Source organism: Acidovorax sp. LjRoot129, assembly GCF_964253765.1.
Classification (GTDB): domain Bacteria; phylum Pseudomonadota; class Gammaproteobacteria; order Burkholderiales; family Burkholderiaceae_C; genus Acidovorax.
This window is the reverse complement of record NZ_CAXUSE020000001.1, coordinates 3215326-3234383: the sequence shown is the minus strand read 5'-3', so window position 1 is coordinate 3234383 and position 19058 is coordinate 3215326. Positions and strand designations below refer to the sequence as shown.

At 65.4% G+C, this 19058-nt stretch carries 19 protein-coding genes; 13 read left to right on the top strand and 6 right to left on the bottom strand.

Features of this window, described 5'->3' with window-relative positions; genetic code table 11:
• Nucleotides 1–7: 7 nt before the first annotated feature.
• The 3 genes from ACSQ3Q_RS14890 to ACSQ3Q_RS14880 all read right to left on the bottom strand — a co-directional run bounded on the left by ACSQ3Q_RS14890 (nt 8) and on the right by ACSQ3Q_RS14880 (nt 3204).
• Nucleotides 8–811, bottom strand: a complete 804-nt coding sequence (locus tag ACSQ3Q_RS14890) for a sulfite exporter TauE/SafE family protein (protein ID WP_436135135.1) — start codon at nt 809–811, stop codon at nt 8–10.
• 143 nt (nt 812–954) lie between these two features.
• Complete coding sequence (gene mnmC / locus ACSQ3Q_RS14885; protein WP_436135134.1) at nt 955–2889, bottom strand: FAD-dependent 5-carboxymethylaminomethyl-2-thiouridine(34) oxidoreductase MnmC; 1935 nt, start codon at nt 2887–2889, stop codon at nt 955–957.
• Between the two features lie 42 nt (nt 2890–2931).
• On the bottom strand, nt 2932–3204 hold the full coding sequence (locus ACSQ3Q_RS14880; RefSeq protein ID WP_436135133.1) for an oxidative damage protection protein: 273 nt from the start codon (nt 3202–3204) through the stop codon (nt 2932–2934).
• A gap of 159 nt (nt 3205–3363) precedes the next feature.
• On the opposite strand from ACSQ3Q_RS14880, the gene ACSQ3Q_RS14875 reads away from it, so the two are divergent.
• From ACSQ3Q_RS14875 to ACSQ3Q_RS14815, 13 genes are all read left to right on the top strand, one after another.
• Nucleotides 3364–4386 carry a sulfate ABC transporter substrate-binding protein gene (locus ACSQ3Q_RS14875; protein WP_436135132.1) on the top strand — a complete coding sequence of 341 codons (1023 nt, stop codon included), beginning with the start codon at nt 3364–3366 and terminating at the stop codon, nt 4384–4386.
• A gap of 275 nt (nt 4387–4661) precedes the next feature.
• On the top strand, nt 4662–5252 hold the full coding sequence (ssuE, locus tag ACSQ3Q_RS14870) for an NADPH-dependent FMN reductase (RefSeq protein ID WP_436135131.1): 591 nt from the start codon (nt 4662–4664) through the stop codon (nt 5250–5252).
• 239 nt (nt 5253–5491) lie between these two features.
• On the top strand, nt 5492–6442 hold the full coding sequence (locus tag ACSQ3Q_RS14865) for a sulfonate ABC transporter substrate-binding protein (protein WP_436137005.1): 951 nt from the start codon (nt 5492–5494) through the stop codon (nt 6440–6442).
• A gap of 49 nt (nt 6443–6491) precedes the next feature.
• A complete protein-coding gene (locus ACSQ3Q_RS14860) occupies nt 6492–7454 on the top strand; it encodes a sulfonate ABC transporter substrate-binding protein (RefSeq protein WP_436135130.1) in 963 nt (320 codons plus the stop codon).
• Nucleotides 7455–7621: 167 nt separating this feature from the next.
• Nucleotides 7622–7846: a hypothetical protein gene (locus ACSQ3Q_RS14855; RefSeq protein ID WP_436135129.1), complete on the top strand. Its 225-nt coding sequence runs from the start codon at nt 7622–7624 to the stop codon at nt 7844–7846.
• Between the two features lie 25 nt (nt 7847–7871).
• The gene (gene ssuD / locus ACSQ3Q_RS14850) at nt 7872–9035 is read left to right on the top strand and encodes an FMNH2-dependent alkanesulfonate monooxygenase (protein ID WP_436135128.1); all 1164 of its coding nucleotides are present in this window, start codon (nt 7872–7874) and stop codon (nt 9033–9035) included.
• A gap of 23 nt (nt 9036–9058) precedes the next feature.
• A complete protein-coding gene (locus tag ACSQ3Q_RS14845; protein ID WP_436135127.1) occupies nt 9059–9451 on the top strand; it encodes a VOC family protein in 393 nt (130 codons plus the stop codon).
• Nucleotides 9448–10323 carry an aliphatic sulfonate ABC transporter permease SsuC gene (gene ssuC / locus ACSQ3Q_RS14840; RefSeq protein ID WP_436135126.1) on the top strand — a complete coding sequence of 292 codons (876 nt, stop codon included), beginning with the start codon at nt 9448–9450 and terminating at the stop codon, nt 10321–10323. The genes ACSQ3Q_RS14845 and ssuC overlap by 4 nt, the downstream gene beginning before the upstream one ends.
• A gap of 270 nt (nt 10324–10593) precedes the next feature.
• The gene (locus ACSQ3Q_RS14835) at nt 10594–11403 is read left to right on the top strand and encodes an ATP-binding cassette domain-containing protein (RefSeq protein ID WP_436135125.1); all 810 of its coding nucleotides are present in this window, start codon (nt 10594–10596) and stop codon (nt 11401–11403) included.
• 146 nt (nt 11404–11549) lie between these two features.
• Complete coding sequence (locus tag ACSQ3Q_RS14830; RefSeq protein ID WP_010461298.1) at nt 11550–11765, top strand: TOBE domain-containing protein; 216 nt, start codon at nt 11550–11552, stop codon at nt 11763–11765.
• A 161-nt stretch (nt 11766–11926) separates the two neighbouring features.
• A complete protein-coding gene (locus ACSQ3Q_RS14825) occupies nt 11927–12571 on the top strand; it encodes a YkgJ family cysteine cluster protein (protein ID WP_436135124.1) in 645 nt (214 codons plus the stop codon).
• A 405-nt stretch (nt 12572–12976) separates the two neighbouring features.
• A complete protein-coding gene (locus ACSQ3Q_RS14820; RefSeq protein WP_436135123.1) occupies nt 12977–13387 on the top strand; it encodes a GreA/GreB family elongation factor in 411 nt (136 codons plus the stop codon).
• 124 nt (nt 13388–13511) lie between these two features.
• Nucleotides 13512–14486 carry a universal stress protein gene (locus ACSQ3Q_RS14815; RefSeq protein WP_436135122.1) on the top strand — a complete coding sequence of 325 codons (975 nt, stop codon included), beginning with the start codon at nt 13512–13514 and terminating at the stop codon, nt 14484–14486.
• Nucleotides 14487–14565: 79 nt separating this feature from the next.
• Here the strand turns inward: ACSQ3Q_RS14815 and ACSQ3Q_RS14810 are convergent, their stop codons facing one another.
• The 3 genes from ACSQ3Q_RS14810 to ACSQ3Q_RS14800 form a co-directional block, all read right to left on the bottom strand.
• A complete protein-coding gene (locus tag ACSQ3Q_RS14810; RefSeq protein WP_436135121.1) occupies nt 14566–16176 on the bottom strand; it encodes a methyl-accepting chemotaxis protein in 1611 nt (536 codons plus the stop codon).
• A 315-nt stretch (nt 16177–16491) separates the two neighbouring features.
• Nucleotides 16492–17856 (bottom strand): LLM class flavin-dependent oxidoreductase, encoded by a 1365-nt coding sequence (locus tag ACSQ3Q_RS14805; protein WP_436135120.1) that lies wholly within the window; start codon nt 17854–17856, stop codon nt 16492–16494.
• Between the two features lie 153 nt (nt 17857–18009).
• Complete coding sequence (locus ACSQ3Q_RS14800) at nt 18010–18867, bottom strand: TauD/TfdA dioxygenase family protein (protein WP_436135119.1); 858 nt, start codon at nt 18865–18867, stop codon at nt 18010–18012.
• Between the last annotated feature and the right edge of the window lie 191 nt (nt 18868–19058).

Genomic DNA, 19058 nt, shown 5'->3' with positions numbered 1-19058 from the left:
GGGCAACTCAGATCAGAATAAGTTTGGCGCCAGCCCAGGCCAGCAGCACGGACAGCACGGAGCGGATCAGACGCTCGGGCGTGCGGGTCACCAGGCGCGAGCCCAGCCAAATACCCGGCAGCGAGCCAGCCAGCAATTGTGCAAGCAGTGGCCAGTCCACCGAGCCCAGCGTGGCATGGCCCAGGCCCGCCACCAGTGTCAGCGGCACGGCGTAGGCAATATCGGCGCCGATCACACGGGGCAGGGGCAGCAGGGGGTAGACGAGCAGCAGCACCGTGACGCCAATGGCGCCCGCCCCCACCGAGGTGAAGGTGACGAGCGTGCCGATGACGGCGCCCAGCAGCACGGGCAGGCTCCAATGGCGGGGGCGGGTCGATTCCTCTGCGCTGGCCAGGCGTTTGGCATGGTCGGCGGCTTGGCGTTGGCGCGAGAAGGCCACAACCTTGTACAACGTGGCTGCTGCCGTGAGCAGCAGCGCAAACCCGAGCGTGGTGGTCATGATGCGCTGGGCCACCGCGCTGGCGGGACCCAGGGACTTGAGTGCCCACAGCGACAGCAGCGCGGCGGGGATGCTACCAGCGCACAGCTGGCCCACGACGCGCCAGGGCACCAGGCGCTGGCGGGCCATGCTCACCGTGCCGCCCATCTTGGTGAAGGCAGCAAACAGCAGGTCGGTGCCAATGGCCAGGTGCGGCTTCACGCCAAAGAAGAAGATCAGCACAGGCGTCATGAGCGAGCCACCGCCCACACCCGTCAGGCCGACGATGAACCCGACTGCAAACCCCGCTACGACAAACGCCAAATCATGCATGGCTGCGAATGTAGGGCGCCGGCTTATGGATGCAAACTATTGTTTTCTCCTGCCAATATACCCATTTGCATATAAGCAAAGCTTGGCGCGGGTTTCCACGGGGGTGCCGGTGGCGGGAGTGGTGTGTTTGCCCTGTTACAGATTCACGAGAGGCGGGTTGTTCCCAGCGCTCGCGCCAGTTTTGTGTCCATGGGCAGGGGCTCGCCCTGCAGCTGGGCGGCCAACAGTTCGCCGCACAACAGGGCCAGGGTCAACCCGCGGGCGCCCATGGCGGTGCAGGCCCACAAGCCGGGCAAAGTCTCGGCATCGACCGGCCCGACGATGGGCAAGCGGTCGGGCGCTGTGCAGCGCACGGCGGCCCAGGTATTCAATGGGGCGGGCGCTTTGGCGGCCGTTGTTGCCGACGCAAACACGGCGCGCATCTCTTCGGCGGCGCGCGGCAGCAGTGTCTGGAGCTTGGCCCAATTGGCCTCGTGTGCGGCCTGCACGTCAGCGGGCGATGGTGGCAGGGTGTCCACATCGCGCTCGAAGGTCGAGCCCATCACCCACGCTGCGGGGCCGGCCGGATCGTCCCCCAGCGGAAAGCCTGGCACCAGGTTGCCGTTGCCGTTGACCGGGAAGGGCACCGCCGGGCCCGTGCCAGCGCCCGCGCCCGCGCCATGTTGGCCCCAAGACACCTGCCCGCGCACCGGCTGCAACGGCCAGCGGTGTTCCAGCAGGGCGGCGCTGCCGGCCCCTGCGGCGATGACCACGGTGGGTGCTTCGGCCAGCACGCGGCCTTGGGAATCCAGCGCCTGCCAGACCATGCCCGTGGCGGCGGTGTCTGAGCGCTGGAGCCGAGCCACTGCGCATTGGCCCTGCCAGCGGATTCCGGGCTGCGCCAAAAGTGCTGCCACCAGGCGCGCCGGGCGCACCCAGCCGCCCTGAATGTGCCAGCACGCTTTGGATTGGGAAGGCAGCCCGGCTGCGGCCAGCGATGCTGGCGTGGCGGGCTCACTCCAGTCCATGCCGGGGCCGTCGCGCCAGTCAGCAGCCAGCCCGGGCGTTCCGTCCGTGCGGTGTTCGAGCACGCCGCAGGGCGACCAGTCGACGCCCTCGCGCAGCAGCCACCGGGCTTGCTGCAAGGTGGTGCGCACACCGCTGCGGGACAGCCGCGACAGCACGCTGTCGTCAGGCGACACATGGGGCGCAAACACCCCCGCGGGCAGGCCCGAAGCCCCGGCGGCGGGTTCGGCGGCCTGGTCCAGAACCAGCACTTGCCAGCCGCGGCGCGCCAGGCTGGCTGCGGAGGCGGCCCCAGCGATGCCGCCGCCGATCACGATGCACCGGCCGGGCGCCACCGGGGCGGGTGCAGGCGCCGTGCGCCCGGAGGTGCGCGGTTCCCAATGGGGGTTGTAGGCGGCGTGCAGGTTGTCGCGCTTGGGAGGCACGCCCGGGACGCGCGTGACCTCAAAACCGCACTGGGTGAGCGCGTCGCGCACGGCGCGCGCAATGGTCCAGGTGGCCAGCCGCGTACCGCGCCGGCAGCAGCGCGCCACGGCTTTCAGGGTGTGCAAACCCCAGATGTCCGGGTTGCGCTGCGGGCTGAAACCGTCGAGGTAGACCGAATCCACGGTCAGCGGTTGTTGCTGGCGCAGCATGGCTTGCGTGTCGCCCACACACAGCGTGAGCAGCACCCGTCCGTCGTCAAAGCGCAGGCGGTGCACCCCGGGCAGCAGGCCCCACCATTGGCGATGGAGTTCCTCGGCCAGCGGCGCCAGCTCGGGGTGCGCGGTGGTGGCGCGCAGCAAGTCCGCCGCGCTCACGGGCCAGGCTTCGGTCGATACAAAGTGCAGCAGCGTGGGCCGCGCGGGGTCGGCGCGCCAAGCCGCCCAGGTCACCAGAAAGTTCAGCCCAAAGCCGAACCCGGTTTCCAGGATGCGCCATTGCTGCTGCCCCGCCCACGCTTCGGGCAGCCCGCAGCCGTGCAGAAAGACGCGGCGCGCCTGGTCCAGGCCACCGTTTTCGCTGTGGTAGCGGTCGCCGAAGCGCTGGCTGTAGGGCGTGCCGTCCGGCAGCCAGTCGACAGGCTCGGACATGGAAGCTTCGGAAGGAGTGCGTGTGGGCGCGGGGAGGGCCGGTTATTCGCTGGGTGGCACGTAGCCGGCTGCCGCATCGGCACCGCCACCAAAGAAATGGTTCTCCATCTGCCGGGCCAGGTATTGGCGCGCGCGGGCGTCGGCCAGGTTCAGGCGGTTTTCATTGACCAGCATCGTCTGGTGCTTGAGCCAGCCCGCCCAGGCTTCCTTGCTCACGCTCTCCCAGATGCGCTTGCCCAGCTCGCCCGGATAGGGGGGAAAGTCGAGGCCTTCGGCTTCCTTGCCGAGCTTGATGCATTGGATGGTGCGTGCCATGGGATTCCTTATGTGTGGGGGTGAGCAAAAACAGGGTTGCTCAGATGATTTGGATATAAAGAACTGAAATCTCAGTAGTTCCAGTTTTGAAGAGGGCCTTTCAGAATGCGTTTCATCGGTGATTGACACCGTTCGCATTTCCAAAAAAGAGGCCTCCCAATGAACTTTCGCCGCGACTTTATCAAGTTTCCCTTTGCAGCCGCCCTCGTTGGCAGTTTGGCCCTCACGGCATTGCCGTCGTTTGCACAGTCTGTGACCCTGCTCAACGTGTCGTACGACCCCACCCGCGAGCTGTATGTCGATTTCAACCAGGCTTTCGCCAAACACTGGAAAGCCAAGACCGGCCAGGACGTGACCATCAAGCAGTCGCACGGAGGCTCGGGCAAGCAGGCGCGCTCCATCATTGACGGCCTGGATGCCGACGTGGCCACGCTGGCCTTGGCTGGCGACACCGACGCGCTGCACACCAACGGCGGCTGGATCCCCAAGGACTGGCAAAAGCGCCTGCCGCACAACAGCTCGCCCTACACCTCGACCATCGTGCTGGTGGTGCGCCAGGGCAACCCCAAGGGCATCAAGGACTGGGACGACCTGATCAAGCCCGGCATCAGCGTGATCACGCCCAACCCCAAGACCTCGGGCGGCGCCCGCTGGAACTACCTGGCTGCCTGGGAGTTCGCCAAGCGCAAGCTGGGCAGCGACGCCAAGGCCAAGGACTTTGTCGCCAAGCTGTACGGCAATGTGCCCGTGCTCGACACCGGCGCCCGGGGCTCCACCATCACCTTTGCCCAGCGCAACCAGGGCGACGTGCTGATCGCCTGGGAGAACGAGGCCTACCTGCTCGAAAAGGAATTCGGCGCCAAGTTCGACGTGATCGCGCCTTCGATCTCCATCCTTGCCGAGCCTGCTGTGACGGTGGTCGACAAGAACGTGGACAAGAAGGGCACCCGCGCCGTGGCCGAGGCCTACCTGCAGTACCTGTACACCGAAGAAGGCCAGGACATTGCCGGCAAGCATTTCTACCGCCCGGCTGTCTCGGACAAGGCCAAGGCCAAGTACGCCAAGCAGTTCCCCAAGCTGAACCTGTTCACCATCAACGACGCGTTCGGTGGCTGGGACAAGGCGGCGAAGGACCACTTTGCCGACAACGCCAGCTTTGACCAGATCTATACCCGCAAATAAGTCCGCCCCGCTTGGGCGGCGGGCGCGGCATTGCATCGGTCTCTGATAACCGATCAACCAACCGTTCGCTCGGAGCTCGCCGAAGGGGTTGCTCGCGGAGGCCGCCTGGCTTCGACAAGTTCAACCTGAACGGGTTGGGGATAGCGCCACGGCTTCAACAGGCTCAGCCTGCACGGCCGGGGAGGGGTGTGTTCCGTTGGTTTTCATATGAAATCAGGCTCCAGCGCTTAACCATCAAGCGCTGATAGCTATCAAAAATGTAGTAAAGGAAACTTATGTCCGCCTTGCTGATTGCCGGCAGCCCCTCGGAGCGTTCCCGCTCCGCCGCTCTGCTGGACGCCGTGGCCCAGCGCCTGTCCGTGCGCGGCGCGCTGGTGGACCGCATCCACATCCGTGATCTGTCGCCCCAGGCGCTGCTGCTGGCCGACTTTGGCCATCCCACAGTGGTGGGCGCGGTGGACCAGGTGGCGCAGGCCAGTGTGCTGGTGGTGGCCACGCCGGTCTACAAGGCGGCCTACAGCGGCGTGCTCAAGGTGTTCCTTGATCTGCTGCCGCAGACGGCGCTCAAGGGCAAGATCGTGCTGCCCCTGGCCACCGGCGGCAGCCCGCACCACATGCTGGCGCTCGACTACGCGCTGCGCCCCGTGCTGCAGTCGCTCGGCGCCAAAAGCATCCTTCCGGGCATCTACGCCACCGATGCACAGGTCACGCTGACGCCCGAGGGTGCCTACCACGTCAACGAGGACATCTCCGCGCGGCTGGACGACGCGGTCCATGTGCTGGTGACCGAAACCCTGCGCCCGTCGTCCGCCCAGGCCACGCGTTTTGCGCCGGTGCATTTCTCGCAGGTGCGATGTAGCGTCTGACCGGACGCCGCCATCCCGCACTGCAGCGGCAGATGGCGGCGCTGGCTCCTCTTTTTCTTCCCCCAGTTTGTTGACATGCGCCGACCCGCGTTGCGGGCAGGTTGGGCGGAGCACTGCCCGGCACACGCACACCACCTCATTCTTCACAGGACTTCATCATGAGCACACTGACACGCGATGGCGCTGGCGACGGCCACACACGCACCACCCCGGCCGCCGGGCTTTCGGCCCTGCGCAACATGGCCATCGGCTTCCTGGTCTTCACGGCCTTTGTGCTGATTGCGGCTTTCTTGCTGGCCCAGCCCGTGCATGCCCAGACCAAGGGCGAGCTGCGCATCGGGTTCCAGAAGGGCGCGAGCCTGTTGGTGCTGCAAAAGGCTGAGGGCAGCTTGGAGAAGAAGCTCGCACCCCTCGGATTTGGCGTGAAGTGGGTCGAGTTCCCTGCGGGCCCTCAGTTGCTCGAAGGCCTCAACGTGGGCGCGGTGGACTTCGGTTTTGTGGGCGAGGCCCCGCCCATCTTTGCCCAGGCCGCGGGCGCCAAGTTCTACTACATCGGCCATGACCCGGCCGCACCGTTGGCCGAAGCCATCGTGGTGCGCAAGGACTCGACGATCCAGTCCGTGGCCGAGCTCAAGGGCAAGAAGATTGCACTGAACAAGGGCAGCAACGTGCACTACCTTCTGGTGCGCCTGCTCGAGAAAAACGGCCTCAAGGTCTCCGACATCCAGCCCGTGTACCTGGCGCCTGCCGATGCGCGTGCCGCTTTCGAAAGCAAGGCCGTGGACGCCTGGGTGATCTGGGACCCCTTCACCGCTGCGGCTGAAAAGCAGATCGGCGCCCGCGTGCTAGCCGACGGCACGGGCGTGGTCAACAACTACCAGTTCTACCTGGCCGAGCGTGGCTTCACTGAAAAACACCCCCAGATCATCCGCGCGGTGTTTGAAGACTCCGTCGAGCGTGGCCAGTGGATCAAGGCAAACCTGCGCAAGGCGGCCGAAATCATCGCCCCGCTGCAGGGTCTGCCCGTGGACGTGGCCGAACTGAGCCTGCGCCGCTATGAGTTCAACGTCAAAGCCATCAGCCCGGCCGTGGCCGCCGAGCAGCAAAAGATCGCCGACACGTTCTTCGATCTGAAGCTGATTCCCAAGGCCATCAAGGTCAGCGATGCCGTTGCGGGCAACCAGCCCTGAGAACGCCTTGTCTCTCGCAGCACCTAACCCTTTTGAAAAGACACGCCCCATGGCTTCCCCGATTTTTGCCCCCCGCCGCCGCTTGATCCTGCAGGGCGCGGCCTCTGCCATCGCACTGCCGGGCTTCGGCGCGCTGGCGCAGTCCGCCGCTCCGCGCGAATTCCGCATCGGCCACCAAAAGGGCTTTCTGAGCCTGCTCAAGGGCCGCGGCACGCTCGAAAAGCGCCTGGCACCACTGGGCGTTTCCATCAAGTGGACCGAGTTCACCGCCGGCCCCGTGCAGCTCGAAGCGCTGAACGTGGGCTCCATCGACTTCGGCGACGTGGGCGAAGCGCCTCCGATCTTTGCCCAGGCCGCAGGCGCCCCGCTGGCCTACGTGGCCGCCACCGTGCCCCGCCCCAAGGCCGAGAGCGTGCTGCTGCCCAAGGGCTCGCCCATCAAGACAGTGGCCGACCTCAAAGGCAAGAAGATCGCCCTCAACAAGGGCAGCAACGTGCACTACTTTCTGGTCAAGCTGCTGGAAAAGCATGGCCTCCAGTACGCCGATGTGAACGTGGTCTTCCTGCCACCGGCGGATGCGCGCGCCGCTTTCGAGAAGGGCTCTGTCGACGCCTGGGTGATCTGGGACCCGTTTGCCGCCGCCGCCGAGAAAACGCTGGACGCGCGCCTGCTGGCCGACGCCACGGGCGTCGTGGGCAACCGCGCGTACTACTTCTCGTCGCTGCCGTATGCCGACAAGAACACGGACGTGCTGCGCATCGCCATCGAAGAAATCAACAAGATCGACATCTGGGCCAAGGTCAACCGGAGCCTGCTCGCGGCCGAACTGGCGCCGTTGTTTGGCATCCCCAAGCCCGTGCTGGATTTGTCCACCTCACGTGCTGAGTACGGCACCGGCCCGGTCACGTCCGAAATCCTGGCCGAGCAGCAAAAGATCGCCGACACCTTCTTTGACCTGAAGCTGATCCCCAAGCGCATCCAGGTGCGCGAAGTGGCGCGCTCACCCTGGTAGAGGGTGCACCCCCTGAGTCGCTTCGCGCCTTCCCCCTCTCCTTTGGGAGGGGGACGCACCCGGTGGCCTGGCAGAGCCAGTTCCACGGGTGCACTGGCCTTAGATCGCGCCAGTTTTATGCACGCGAGCGATAACAACCGCTGCAAACCGATTTCAAGGAGCCCGACATGCCCATTGATTCCGCCCCTTTCGTTCGCGGCGCTGCACGCCGCGTGTTGCGCACCACGGCCAACGCCTGGCGCCTGAAGGCACCCGCGCGGCGGCCGGTGCGCACGCGCGCCCGGCCGCAGGCGGGTGTGCGCGCAGGGACCGGGGTTGGCGCAGGCATGTGGCCTTGTCCCGTGCGCGCCAGCGCCGTCGTGGCGGGCTATGGCCTGGCCTTTTCCTACTGACCCACCAAGACAACGAAACACCACCATGCAGATCTTCTGGTTCATCCCCACGCACGGCGACAGCCGCTACCTTGGCACGGCCAAGGGCGCGCGCCAGCTCAGCCACGACTACCTGCAGCAAGTCGCCGTGGCGGCCGACAGCCTGGGCTACGAGGGCGTGCTGATCCCCACCGGCCGTTCGTGCGAAGACCCGTGGGTTGTGGCATCCAGCCTCATTGCCGTCACCAAGAAACTCAAGTTCCTCGTGGCCGTGCGCCCGGGTCTGCACCAGCCCGCCCTGGCCGCCCGCATGGCCGCCACGTTCGACCGGTTGTCGGGCGGGCGCCTGCTTATCAACCTGGTGACGGGCGGCGACCAGACGGAACTGGAAGGCGATGGCGTCTTTCTGGACCACGCCTCGCGCTACGAACAGTCGGCCGAATTCATCCGCATCTGGCGCGAGATCCTGGCGCGCAGCCACCGCGGTGAAAGCTTCGACTACGAAGGCAAGCATCTGTCGGTCAAGGGTGCCAAGCTGCTCTTCCCGCCACTGCAGGAGCCGCACCCGCCGGTGTACTTCGGCGGCTCGTCCGACGCGGCGCACGACCTGGCGGCCGAGCAGGTCGAAACCTACCTGACCTGGGGCGAGCCTCCCGCCGAAGTCGCCAAAAAGGTGGCCGACGTGCGCGCCCGCGCATCAAAGCACGGCCGCACTGTCAAGTTCGGTATCCGCCTGCACGTCATCGTGCGCGAGACCGAGGCGCAGGCCTGGGCCGCAGCCGAAGAACTCATCAGCCATGTGGACGATGAAACCGTGGCGCGCGCGCAGTCGGTCTTTGCGCGCATGGACTCCGAAGGCCAGCGCCGCATGGCCAAGCTGCATGCCGGGGGCGTGAAGCGCAGTCGCAAGGACCTGGAAATCAGCCCCAACCTGTGGGCCGGCGTGGGCCTGGTGCGCGGCGGCGCGGGCACGGCGCTGGTAGGCGACCCCGAGACCGTGGCTGCGCGCATCGAGGAATACGCGGCATTGGGCCTGGACACCTTCGTGTTCTCGGGCTACCCGCATCTGGAGGAGACCTATCGCTTTGCCGAGCTGGTGTTCCCGCTGCTGCCCGTGGGCGTGCGCGAGAAGCTTGGCGGCGGCAACCCGCTGGGCCCGTTTGGCGAAACCGTGGCCAACGACTTTGTGCCACGCGCCTCGCAAAGCTGAACCCCCGACAGGAGCCCCCCGCCATGAGCATCCAGTCCATCAACCACGTGCAGCTGGCCTTCCCGGCCGGTGCCGAGGCGCCCATCCGGCGTTTTTACGCCAGCCTGCTGGGCCTGCCCGAGGTGCGCCTGCAAGCGGGCAACACGCTGCGCTTTGCCGCGGGCACGCAGCGCATCGACTTGGTGCCCACCGAGCACTGGCAGCCAGCGCCTGCGGTGTCGCACCTGGCCTTTGAAGTGCAGGACCTGCCGGCGCTGCGCCACCGCCTGCTGCAGGCCGAGCTGGCGCTGGTCGAGAACCGCGCGCTGCCCGGCTACCTGCGCTTTTACGTCAAGGACCCGGCCGGCAACCAGCTGGAGTTTTTGGAGCCCGACCACGAACACGACAACGAACCAGAACGCGAGAGCACCCCATGACCCAGACACAGACCCAGACGGTGCGAGAGCTGCAGGTATCGCCTGTGGCCGACTCCGTCGACCTGCCTCTCGACGGGCCATTCTTGCCCGCGCCCCTGGCCCGTTTTGCCGCCGGTGTGCTGCAGCGCCTGCTGCCCTGGGCGGTGCCCGTGGGCCTCATCGTGCTGTGGCAGATCGCGTCGTCGCAAGGGTGGCTGTCCACCCGCGTGTTGCCCGCGCCGCTCGAAGTGATCAAGGCCGCGTGGACGCTGGCCGCATCGGGCGAACTCTGGACCCACGTCAAGGTGAGCGCCGGCCGCGCGCTCGCAGGCCTGGCGATTGGCGGCGGCCTGGGCCTGCTGCTGGGCTTGCTCACGGGCTCGGTCAAGCTGTTCGAGACGCTGCTCGACTCCACTATTCAGATGGTGCGCAACATCCCGGCGCTGGCGCTGATCCCGCTCGTGATCCTTTGGTTTGGCATTGATGAGACCGCCAAGCTGTTCCTGATTGCCGTGTCGGTGTTCTTCCCGATCTACCTCAACACCTTTCACGGCATCCGCAATGTGGATCCTGGGTTGATCGAAATGGGCCGCACCTACGGCCTGGGCCGCTGGCAGCTGTACAAGCAGATCATCCTGCCTGGCGCGCTCTCCAGCATTCTGGTGGGCTTGCGTTTCTCGCTGGGCCTGATGTGGGTGATCCTGATCGTCGCTGAGACCATCTCTGCGCAGGCGGGCATCGGCTACCTCACGATGAATGCGCGGGAGTTCTTGCAGACCGACATCGTGCTCGTGGGCATCCTGCTGTACGCGCTGCTGGGCAAGCTGGCCGACCTCTTCGCCAAGGGCCTGGAGCGCTACTGGCTGCGCTGGCATCCCGGGTATCAGGCATGAGCATCCCCCTGAGCCGCGACCGCTCGGTGCAGCCGCCAGACGCGGCAGCCCTTCGGACTGTCCAAACCTGCGCAGGCAGGCTTGGAGCCGCAGTCCTCAGCCCCTTCTCTCTACGCGCTTCGCAATTCGGGAAGGGGGACGACGCACTCGCTGCGGGGCGGCCCTTTCTCTGCGTCCCTTGCATTGGCTGCGTCCTCAGCGGAGGTCGTATGCCGACCACTCACATTTTTATAGCTACTAGCGCTTGATGGACAAGCGCAGGAGGCCATTTTGACCACTAATTCATCTCCGCAACCCCAAGGCGTGCGCCTGGAAGTCCGCGGCGTCGACAAGCGCTATGGCGCGCGCGACGTGCTCAAGAAGACCGAGCTTGTCATCGAGCCCGGCCAGTTCGTCGCCATCGTGGGCCGCAGCGGCTGCGGCAAAAGCACGCTGCTGCGCCTGGTGGCGGGGCTCGAATCCGTCTCAGGCGGCACGATCCGCATCGATGGCCAGGAAGTTGCCGGCCTGAGCGAAGACACCCGCATCATGTTTCAGGATTCGCGCCTCTTGCCCTGGAAGCGCGTGGCCGACAACGTGGCCCTGGGCCTGCCGCCCGCACGGCGCGGTGCCGCGGCCGAAGTGCTGGCCCGCGTCGGCCTGGGTGACCGGTTGACCGAGTGGCCCGCACGCCTGTCTGGCGGCCAGCGCCAGCGCGTGGCCCTGGCGCGCGCACTGGTGCACAACCCGCGCCTCTTGCTGCTGGACGAGCCGCTGGGCGCGCTGGATGCCCTGACCCGCATCGAGATGCACCGCCTCATTGAAGGCCTGTGGCGCAGCAGCGGCTTCACCGCGCTGCTGGTCACGCACGATGTGCAAGAGGCCGTGGCCCTGGCCGACCGCGTGATCCTGATCGAGGACGGCCAGATCGCGCTGGACCAGCGCATCGACCTGCCACGCCCGCGGTCGCACGGAGACGCGGCGTTTGCCGCCATCGAAAAACGCATCCTCGACCGCGTGCTGCAACGGCCGGACGGAGAGCCCGCGCACGAGGCGCCATGGCCCGGAGTGCCTGCGCACGGATTGCGCTGGGCGGTGTGATGTGTCGCGACACCACAAACAACCACAACCGTTCGGGCTGAGCTTGTCGAAGCCGTAGCGCTTTCCGTGCGAGCCCTTTGAGCCATCCACGTCGGCTTAGTTTTTTACTCACCTCATTTTTCAACGGACCATTCAAGGAGAACCCCATGTCCATTCAAGCCATCAACGTACGCAACCAGTTCAAGGGCAAAGTGCGCGAGATCATTCGCGGCGACGTCGTCTCCGAAGTCGATGTCGAAACGCCCTGGGGCGTCGTCACCTCGGTTATTACCACCCGCTCGGTGGACGACCTGGGGCTGGTCGTCGGCTCCGACGTGGTCGCGCTGGTCAAGTCCACGGAGGTATCGATTGCCAAGCTGTGACGCGGCCACCGCACAGAAAATTTGAATCAAACTGGGCTCCAGCGCTTGGCGGGTAAGCGCTGGTAGCTATAAAAACGGGAGTTTGTGTTGAGAGGGGGTTGTAGTTTTTGAGCGCGATACATTTACGTCCCGCGCACAAGCCAAAATTCTCTCGCCCCCACATGACGTATGCCAACAAAACTGACGCAGGTGATTTTGATACCTGGCTTCAAAGCATTCTTGCCTCATTCAAGACAGGGGCGGGAATGGATGTTCCTTGCGGCGAGTGCCGCGGCTGTTGCAGTGCCGGACGATTTGTCCATCTGCTCCCCTCTGACCAACCCGCTCACTCAGCGATCCCAAAGCAGTTTTTGATCCCTGCCCCGGGGATGGCCCCAGGCCATGCGGTCATGGGCTATCTTGATTCGGGAACTTGCCCCATGCTGAAGTCGGGAAACTGCTCGGTGTATTCAAGCCGCCCGTCCACCTGCCGCACGTTTGACTGCCGTGTCCTGGCGGCCACCGGCCTCTCGATGAACGGTAAATGGAATGAACGTATCAACGACAAGGTTCAAACCTGGCAGTTCACTTTCTCGTCAGCAGAAGCTCTGCAGCGCCACAAGGCCTTGAGAGACGCTGCAGCATTTATTGAGAAACATGCAGGGGCTTTTCCAGGCGGCCGAGCGCCTACTGACCCGACATCCATTGCGGTGCTTGCCATCAAAGTCCATTCTGTGTTTCTCTCCAAAAGCGGCGACCCCAACCCAGCCAATATCGCAAAGGCAATCGTGGCTGAGAGCCGCCGCTTTGAAAGCGCGGACAGTTGATGGCTCGATCTGGGGTTAGTAATCATCGAGCCAAATAGGCCCCCAGCGCTTGATATATGTGCGCTACCAGCTATCAAAAAATGAGCAATCTGCCCCCGCTATCTGGCAAGAACCCTGGGGCCATTGAGCCCAGAACAGCCCACGCGGCCTACACTCAGGCCCATGACGACGCTCCTTCTTTGCACTATTGCCGCCTTGGCCGCGCTGCTCCACGCAGCGGCTGTCGCGCGAGCGGTGGCAAAGAAAAATGCGCGCCGTCAGCTGACGCCAGCACATTCCTAAGCCCGGCGGCACCCTCTCTCCTCATCCTCTTTCAGCGCAACCATCCACCGCCGGGCACCAGCCTCGCGCGGTAGCGGCCGTCCTGTTTTCACGGGGCGACAGCCGCATTGATGGAGTGCTTTCATGCATGAAGCTGTCGTTGTCGTTCATGGCGAGCGCACGCTCACCGAACTTGATTTTTCCCGTCTCACCAGGCTTGCGGGCCAGCGGCAGCCGCCCGTCCTTGCGGACCTGCTTGCGAACGCCGAGGTGACCAGCTCCCGCGCCGTGCGGTCTGACGTGGTCACGATGTACTCCCGCGTGGAACTGGTGGACGTGCACACCCACCGGCGCCAGGTGCTCACCATTTGTTACCCGCAGGATGCGGAGCCGGCAGCGGGCTTTATCTCGGTGCTCTCGCCGGTGGGTGTCAGCCTGCTGGGCCTGAAGGTGGGGGATGTCGCGAAGTGGCTTACGCCGCATGGCGAAGAGTGCGCGGCAGTCGTCGAGAGCATTCAGTTCCAGCCCGAGGCTACGGGCGACTACCTCACGTAGTTTTTGCCGTAAGTCTGCGGCCGGCCGCGGGCTGCGCCCACCTTCACCGTCACCTGTTTGGCGCCATCTCGCTTTGGCGCTGCTGCACAGGTGCGCGCTATTCAAAACAGAAGGAAGTTGAATCATGACCCCTCGCTCCATCCTCGCCTTCACCGATTTTTCTGTGCAAGGGAGCCACGCCATCGCGCGGGCAGCGCTGCTGTGCGCTGAGCACCGTGCCACGTTGTCACTCGTTTACCTGGCACACCAAGCTGAGCTGCCTCCACCAGACGCAGCGGTTCGGCTGTCGCACCATGCGCTGCAAGTGAGGCAGCGGCACAACATCACGGTCAGCGCGGACACGCGCATGGACTTCACCGCGGTCGATGTCGCCCGCGAGGCGGCGGGTGCTGACCTGGTGGTGTGGGGCACGGCACCGGTGCGTGGGCTGCGCGCCTGGTTTGGCGCACATCCGGCCATCAAGATGCTGCGCGCAGGCCAGCGCCCCGTAATCGTCGTGTGCCATCCCGCAGACCAGCCTTACCAAAGTTTGATGGTGGCGGTGGATTTCTCGCAGGCATCACATCCCCTGGTGGAGCTGGCCTTGGCTTTGCATCCCTCTGCGCCGGTCGAGTTGTTTCACGCCATCAGCACGGCCAACGAGGGCAAGCTGCGGTATGCCGAAGTGTCCGAACGCGCCATCCAGACCTACCGCGAGCAGTGCCGGCGCCACGCGCAAGACAGGATGGTCACACTCACCGATTCGTACGACGCACGGCGCAACCGGCTCTCATCTTCGTTGGGGCGGGGCGATCCTGCGCGGCAGGTGCTGGTGGCGCAGCAGAACGCGGCAGCGGACCTGATCGCGGTGGGCAAGCACCCGGCTTCCGCGTTCTCAGACCTGATGTTCGAGAGCGTTGCCCAGCGCATCCTGCGCGAAGCACGCACGGACGTGCTGGTGGTGCCGCACGGATTTCAACCCGCGTCCCGTGGCGCTGCCGTAGGGCGGCTTGCAACCGATTTGCCAGTGCGCCGCGTGAAGGCTGGCGCGCCCCGCACGCCGAGCCATCCCAACCCCGCCGCGCTAAGGGAACCGCTGCACTTGTTCCATATTCCATGACCGGCGCTTGGGTCCACACGCGCCAGTTGGCAGGGCGGCAACGGGCTGCTGGTGGGGCGCTTTGGGGCTGCCGCTACCGTTAAGCGGCCCCCAGCCTCAAAGCCGGCGCGGGCCTGCGAACATCACCACCGCCGTGGCCACCCCCATGGCCGGGCAGCGTAAACACCGCGACCGCGTTCACCAGATCCTGCGCCTGGGTGCGCATGTTGCTGGCAGCTGCGGCCATCTCTTCCACCAGCGCCGCGTTTTGCTGGGTGGCCTGGTCGATCTGGCTCACTGCTTCGCCAATCTGGGTGACACCGGTGCTTTGCTCGCCGCTGGCTGCGGTGATCTCGCCCACGATGCCCGTGACGCTGCGGATGGCATTGACCACCTCGGTCATGGTGGCGCCGGCTTTGTCCACCTGGGCAGTGCCCCGCGCCACACGCTCCACGCTGGTGGAGATCAACAACTTGATTTCCTTGGCCGCGTCGGCTGAGCGTCCGGCCAGGTTGCGCACCTCGCTGGCCACCACGGCAAAGCCCCGGCCTTGCTCGCCCGCGCGGGCGGCTTCCACCGCTGCGTTCAACGCCAGGATGTTCGTCTGGAAGGCAATGCCGTCGATCACACCAATGATGTCGGCGATTTTTTGAGAGCTTTCGTTGATGCCCTTCATGGTCTCCACCACTTCAGCCACCATGGCGCCGCCTTCGGCCGCCACCGTGCTGGCATTCAGGGCCAGCCGGTTGGCCTGAACGGCGTGGTCTGCGTTTTGCCGCACGGTGCTGCTCAGTTGTTCGGTAGAGGCGGCGGTTTGCTGCAGCGCACTGGCCTGGTGTTCGGTGCGGCTGCTCAGGTCCTGGTTGCCCTGGGCGATCTCGGTGCTGGCGTTGGCCACGCTGTCCGAAGTCTGGCGCACGCTGGCCACCACGGTCGACAAGCTGGCCTGCATGGCCGCGAGCGCCTGCATCACCGCCGCCACCTCGTCTTTGCCGCGGGTGTCGATGGGCTGGCTCAGGTCGCCGTGGGCGACGGCATCTGCCACCTGGCCGGCCCGCTGCAGCGGCCGGGTGATCCCGCGCACCAGGGCCAGGCCAAAGAGGGCTGCGAACAGCACGTCCACCGTGATGGAGCCGATGACGATGGAGCGGATGGTGTCAAACCGCTGCACTGCGTCGTTATATTCGCCCTGTGCTTCCTTTTGCGTCAAGGCCAGCAGCGCGCCCATGTCGTGACCGATGGGGTCGTACAGGTCGTCGAATTTGCGCACCACCAGTACCCGCGCCGTGGCCACATCTGAATCCTTCAGCGCGGCCAGCGCAGGGCCAAGGCCTTCCTTCATGATCTTCTGGCGCTGCTCGCCAATGGCCGTGATGTACTTCTGCCGCTCGGGGCTCATGGCGGTGGCCAGCAGAGCCTCCCAAGCTTTTTCGCTCTTGCCAAGGTTGGCTTCGGCCTCTTCAATGGCCTTGGCCACCTTCTCTGGCGCCGGCGACAGCAGCGCGTTGGAGACCAGTTGCCGGTTGCGCGTGGTCAGGTAGCGAAAGTCAGCCACAGCCCGCTGGGCCTGCATGCGGTTTTGGTACATCGCCTCCATGGACGCGTTGGACCTGGCAATGCCCACCAGGCCGATGGCTCCTACGACCACGAGCAGTGCGGAGAGCACGCTCACCAGCAGCAGCAACCGTGTGGATATTTTGAAATTCCTCATGCACCCAACCCTCTTGTCGTTTGTGTATCTGAATGTTCAGAATACCGCGCGGGGAGTATGGAATCTGGCCGAAACGGGAGTCAAACCAGAGCGATTTAGGGTAAATCGGGGTGCGTTTTTTGGATGGGTGCGATTGCCATTTCGGCATCCCTGCACCTGCGGCCGGACCAGCGACGGCGGCCTGAGAAGGGCGCTTGGAGCCGCTGGTTGACCACGGCAGTGGCACTGCCCCCAGCTACGCTGAAGCTTCGCACCCCCCAAAAAAAGCCCGCGCGGGGCGGGCTTTGAAGGGGACGTAGGTTCTGAACCGCGTCGTCAAGCCGCCTTGGCGAGCTGCGTCGCGTACCGGCTGGCGGGGCGCGCCAAACCCAGGTTCTCGCGCAGCGTAGTGCCTTCATAGGCGGTGCGGAACAACCCGCGCCGCTGCAGCTCCGGCACCACCAGCTCCACGAACTCGTTGAGCGACTGGGGCAGCACGGGGGGCATCACGTTGAAGCCGTCGGCTGCGCCGTTTTCAAACCATTCCTGCATGCGGTCGGCAATGGTTTCGGGCGTACCCACCACCACCCAGTGGCCACGCGCGCCGGCCAGGTATTCGTACAGCTGGCGCACAGTAAGTTTGTCGCGGCGGGCCAACTGCAGCACCACGTGGGCGCGGCTGTTGATGCCCTTGGGCGGCTCGGGGATGTACGGGGGCGGCGCGTCCAGGTCCCACTTCGACAGGTCGTCGCCGGGCCAGAACGGCGCGAGCGTAGCCAGGCCCACGCTGGGGTGGATCAGCGCTTGCAGCTCGGCCCACTTGGCCTGTGCTTCTTCCTCGGTGCGCCCGATCACGGGGGAGATGCCGGGCAGCACCAGCAGTTCTTCGGGCTGTCGGCCAAACTTGGCCATGCGGCCCTTCACATCACTGTAGAAGGCCTGGGCTTCGGCCAGGCTGGTCCAGGCGGTGAAGATGGCTTCGGCCGTGGCGGCGGCCAGTTCCTTGCCGTCTTCGGACGAGCCTGCCTGCACGATCACGGGGTGGCCCTGGGCCGAGCGCTCGATGTTCAGCGGCCCCTGCACCTTGAGGTGCTTGCCCACATGGTTGAGCGCGTGCAGTTTGTCGGGGTCGAAGTAGATGCCCGAGGCCTGGTCGCGCACCAGCGCGTCGTCGTCGAAGCTGTCCCACAGGCCTTTGACGACATCCACGAACTCGTGGGCGCGCTCATAGCGCACGGCGGGGTCGGGGTGGGTGTCGAGGCCGAAGTTGCCGTGCACGTTTTCAGCGCTGGTGGTCACCACGTTCCAGGCCGCGCGGCCCTTGCTGATGTGGTCGAGCGACGCAAACTTGCGCGCCAGCAGATAGGGGTCTTCGTAGGTGGTGGAGGCCGTCGCGACAAAGCCGATGTGTTTGGTCACGGCCGACAGCGCGGCCCACAGCGTGACGGGCTCGAAGTGCGAAATCCGGCCCTGGCGGCTGAAGGATTCGCGGTCGCCCTTGTGCCACACGCCCGGGCTGTCGGCCACGAACACCTGGTCGAACAGGCCGCGCTCCGCGGTTTGCGCGACCTCGATGTAGTGGTCGATGTTGACCCCCGAATCGACCTGCGAACCGGGGTGGCGCCATGCGGCCACGTGGTGGCCAGTGGCCATGATGAAGGCGCCCAGGCGCAGTTTGCGTGGAGTGTCGGGTTGGGTCATAGGTGTTCCGAAAAATATGTTTGATGGGCTTGCAGCCTGCGAAACCGACACGGCCAGGGCGAGGGCACTTGTGGAACCGGCTTCGCCGGGCCACCGGGTGCGGCCCCTCCGGGGGAAGGCGCCGCAGGCGACTCAGGGGGCTATTGCTTGGGGTTAACCGGTGATAGTGATGCGGTGCAGCTTGCGGTGCTGCGGAAAGAAATCGCCCACCGCGTAGTGCTGCGTGGACCGGTTGTCCCACACCGCCAGCGTGCCTTCTTGCCAGCGCAGGCGCGCCTGGAACTCGGGAACCTGGGGCAGGGCGTACAGCTGCGTCAGCAGGGTGTCGCTTTCCACGCGCGACAGCCCCTTGATGTGGCTCGTGAAGGTCGAATTGACGTACAGAACCTTCTTGCCCGTGACCGGGTGCACGCGCACCACCGGGTGCTCCACTGGCGGGTATTTGGCGCGCGCTTCGCGCAGCTGCTCGCCGCTCGCGTCCTTGTTGAGCAGGTATTCGGTCCAGCCGCTGATCTCCCAGGTGTGCACCGCCGTCAATGTTTCCAGGTACGCCTGGAAGGCCGGCGGCAGGCTGGCGTAAGCGGCCGTGAGGCTGGCCCACAGCGTGTCGCCTCCGCTCGCCGGGATCACCTGCGCATACAGGCTCGTGCCCAGCGGAGGTTCCTCGCGCCAGGTGATGTCGGCATGCCAGCTGCTAGATGCCTTGGGGCGTTCTGCGGTGCTCTCCACGATCTCGACCTCGGGGTGGTCCGCCAGCCGCGGGAAGAACGCCTTCACCTCGGCGACGTTGCCAAAGGTGCGCGTGAAGGCAACGTGTTGCGCCGGCGTGAGCTGCTGGTTGCGAAAGAACAGTACCTCGTGCGCAGCCAGGGCCTGCCGCAGTTCAGCCTGCGTGGCTTCGTCCAGCGGCTGGCGCAGGTCCAGGTCGTGGATCACGGCGCCGATGGTGGGCGTGAAGGGCTCTGCGGCAAAGCGCGTATAGGACGGGGGCAGATCGTGGAGCTTGGACATGGCGGGCTTTCTGAAACGGTGGGGCGAAAAAGAGCTAAAGAAATCGAACTCCGTGCCATTGGGGCACTGCGCACCGGCCGCGGCAACGAAGCTGTTTGCATATGCATAGTCGGAAATGGCTCGGGCACGGAAGACGCCTTGGGCCTGGCTGTGCAGAGGCTGCAGATGCTTATGACCGAGTCATCGAAGGA

Bases quoted from the DNA above. Each gene is read 5' to 3' on its own strand.
- ssuD (WP_436135128.1), top strand. From the start codon at position 7,872: ATGCAGATCTTCTGGTTCATCCCCACGCACGGCGACAGCCGCTACCTT.
- ACSQ3Q_RS14805 (WP_436135120.1), bottom strand. From the start codon at position 17,856: ATGACCCAACCCGACACTCCACGCAAACTGCGCCTGGGCGCCTTCATC.
- ACSQ3Q_RS14800 (WP_436135119.1), bottom strand. From the start codon at position 18,867: ATGTCCAAGCTCCACGATCTGCCCCCGTCCTATACGCGCTTTGCCGCA.
- ssuE (WP_436135131.1), top strand. From the start codon at position 4,662: ATGTCCGCCTTGCTGATTGCCGGCAGCCCCTCGGAGCGTTCCCGCTCC.
- ACSQ3Q_RS14855 (WP_436135129.1), top strand. From the start codon at position 7,622: ATGCCCATTGATTCCGCCCCTTTCGTTCGCGGCGCTGCACGCCGCGTG.
- ACSQ3Q_RS14875 (WP_436135132.1), top strand. From the start codon at position 3,364: ATGAACTTTCGCCGCGACTTTATCAAGTTTCCCTTTGCAGCCGCCCTC.
- ACSQ3Q_RS14820 (WP_436135123.1), top strand. From the start codon at position 12,977: ATGCATGAAGCTGTCGTTGTCGTTCATGGCGAGCGCACGCTCACCGAA.
- ACSQ3Q_RS14865 (WP_436137005.1), top strand. From the start codon at position 5,492: ATGGCCATCGGCTTCCTGGTCTTCACGGCCTTTGTGCTGATTGCGGCT.
- ACSQ3Q_RS14830 (WP_010461298.1), top strand. From the start codon at position 11,550: ATGTCCATTCAAGCCATCAACGTACGCAACCAGTTCAAGGGCAAAGTG.
- ACSQ3Q_RS14825 (WP_436135124.1), top strand. From the start codon at position 11,927: ATGACGTATGCCAACAAAACTGACGCAGGTGATTTTGATACCTGGCTT.
- ssuC (WP_436135126.1), top strand. From the start codon at position 9,448: ATGACCCAGACACAGACCCAGACGGTGCGAGAGCTGCAGGTATCGCCT.
- ACSQ3Q_RS14815 (WP_436135122.1), top strand. From the start codon at position 13,512: ATGACCCCTCGCTCCATCCTCGCCTTCACCGATTTTTCTGTGCAAGGG.
- ACSQ3Q_RS14880 (WP_436135133.1), bottom strand. From the start codon at position 3,204: ATGGCACGCACCATCCAATGCATCAAGCTCGGCAAGGAAGCCGAAGGC.
- ACSQ3Q_RS14810 (WP_436135121.1), bottom strand. From the start codon at position 16,176: ATGAGGAATTTCAAAATATCCACACGGTTGCTGCTGCTGGTGAGCGTG.
- ACSQ3Q_RS14890 (WP_436135135.1), bottom strand. From the start codon at position 811: ATGCATGATTTGGCGTTTGTCGTAGCGGGGTTTGCAGTCGGGTTCATC.
- ACSQ3Q_RS14860 (WP_436135130.1), top strand. From the start codon at position 6,492: ATGGCTTCCCCGATTTTTGCCCCCCGCCGCCGCTTGATCCTGCAGGGC.
- ACSQ3Q_RS14845 (WP_436135127.1), top strand. From the start codon at position 9,059: ATGAGCATCCAGTCCATCAACCACGTGCAGCTGGCCTTCCCGGCCGGT.
- mnmC (WP_436135134.1), bottom strand. From the start codon at position 2,889: ATGTCCGAGCCTGTCGACTGGCTGCCGGACGGCACGCCCTACAGCCAG.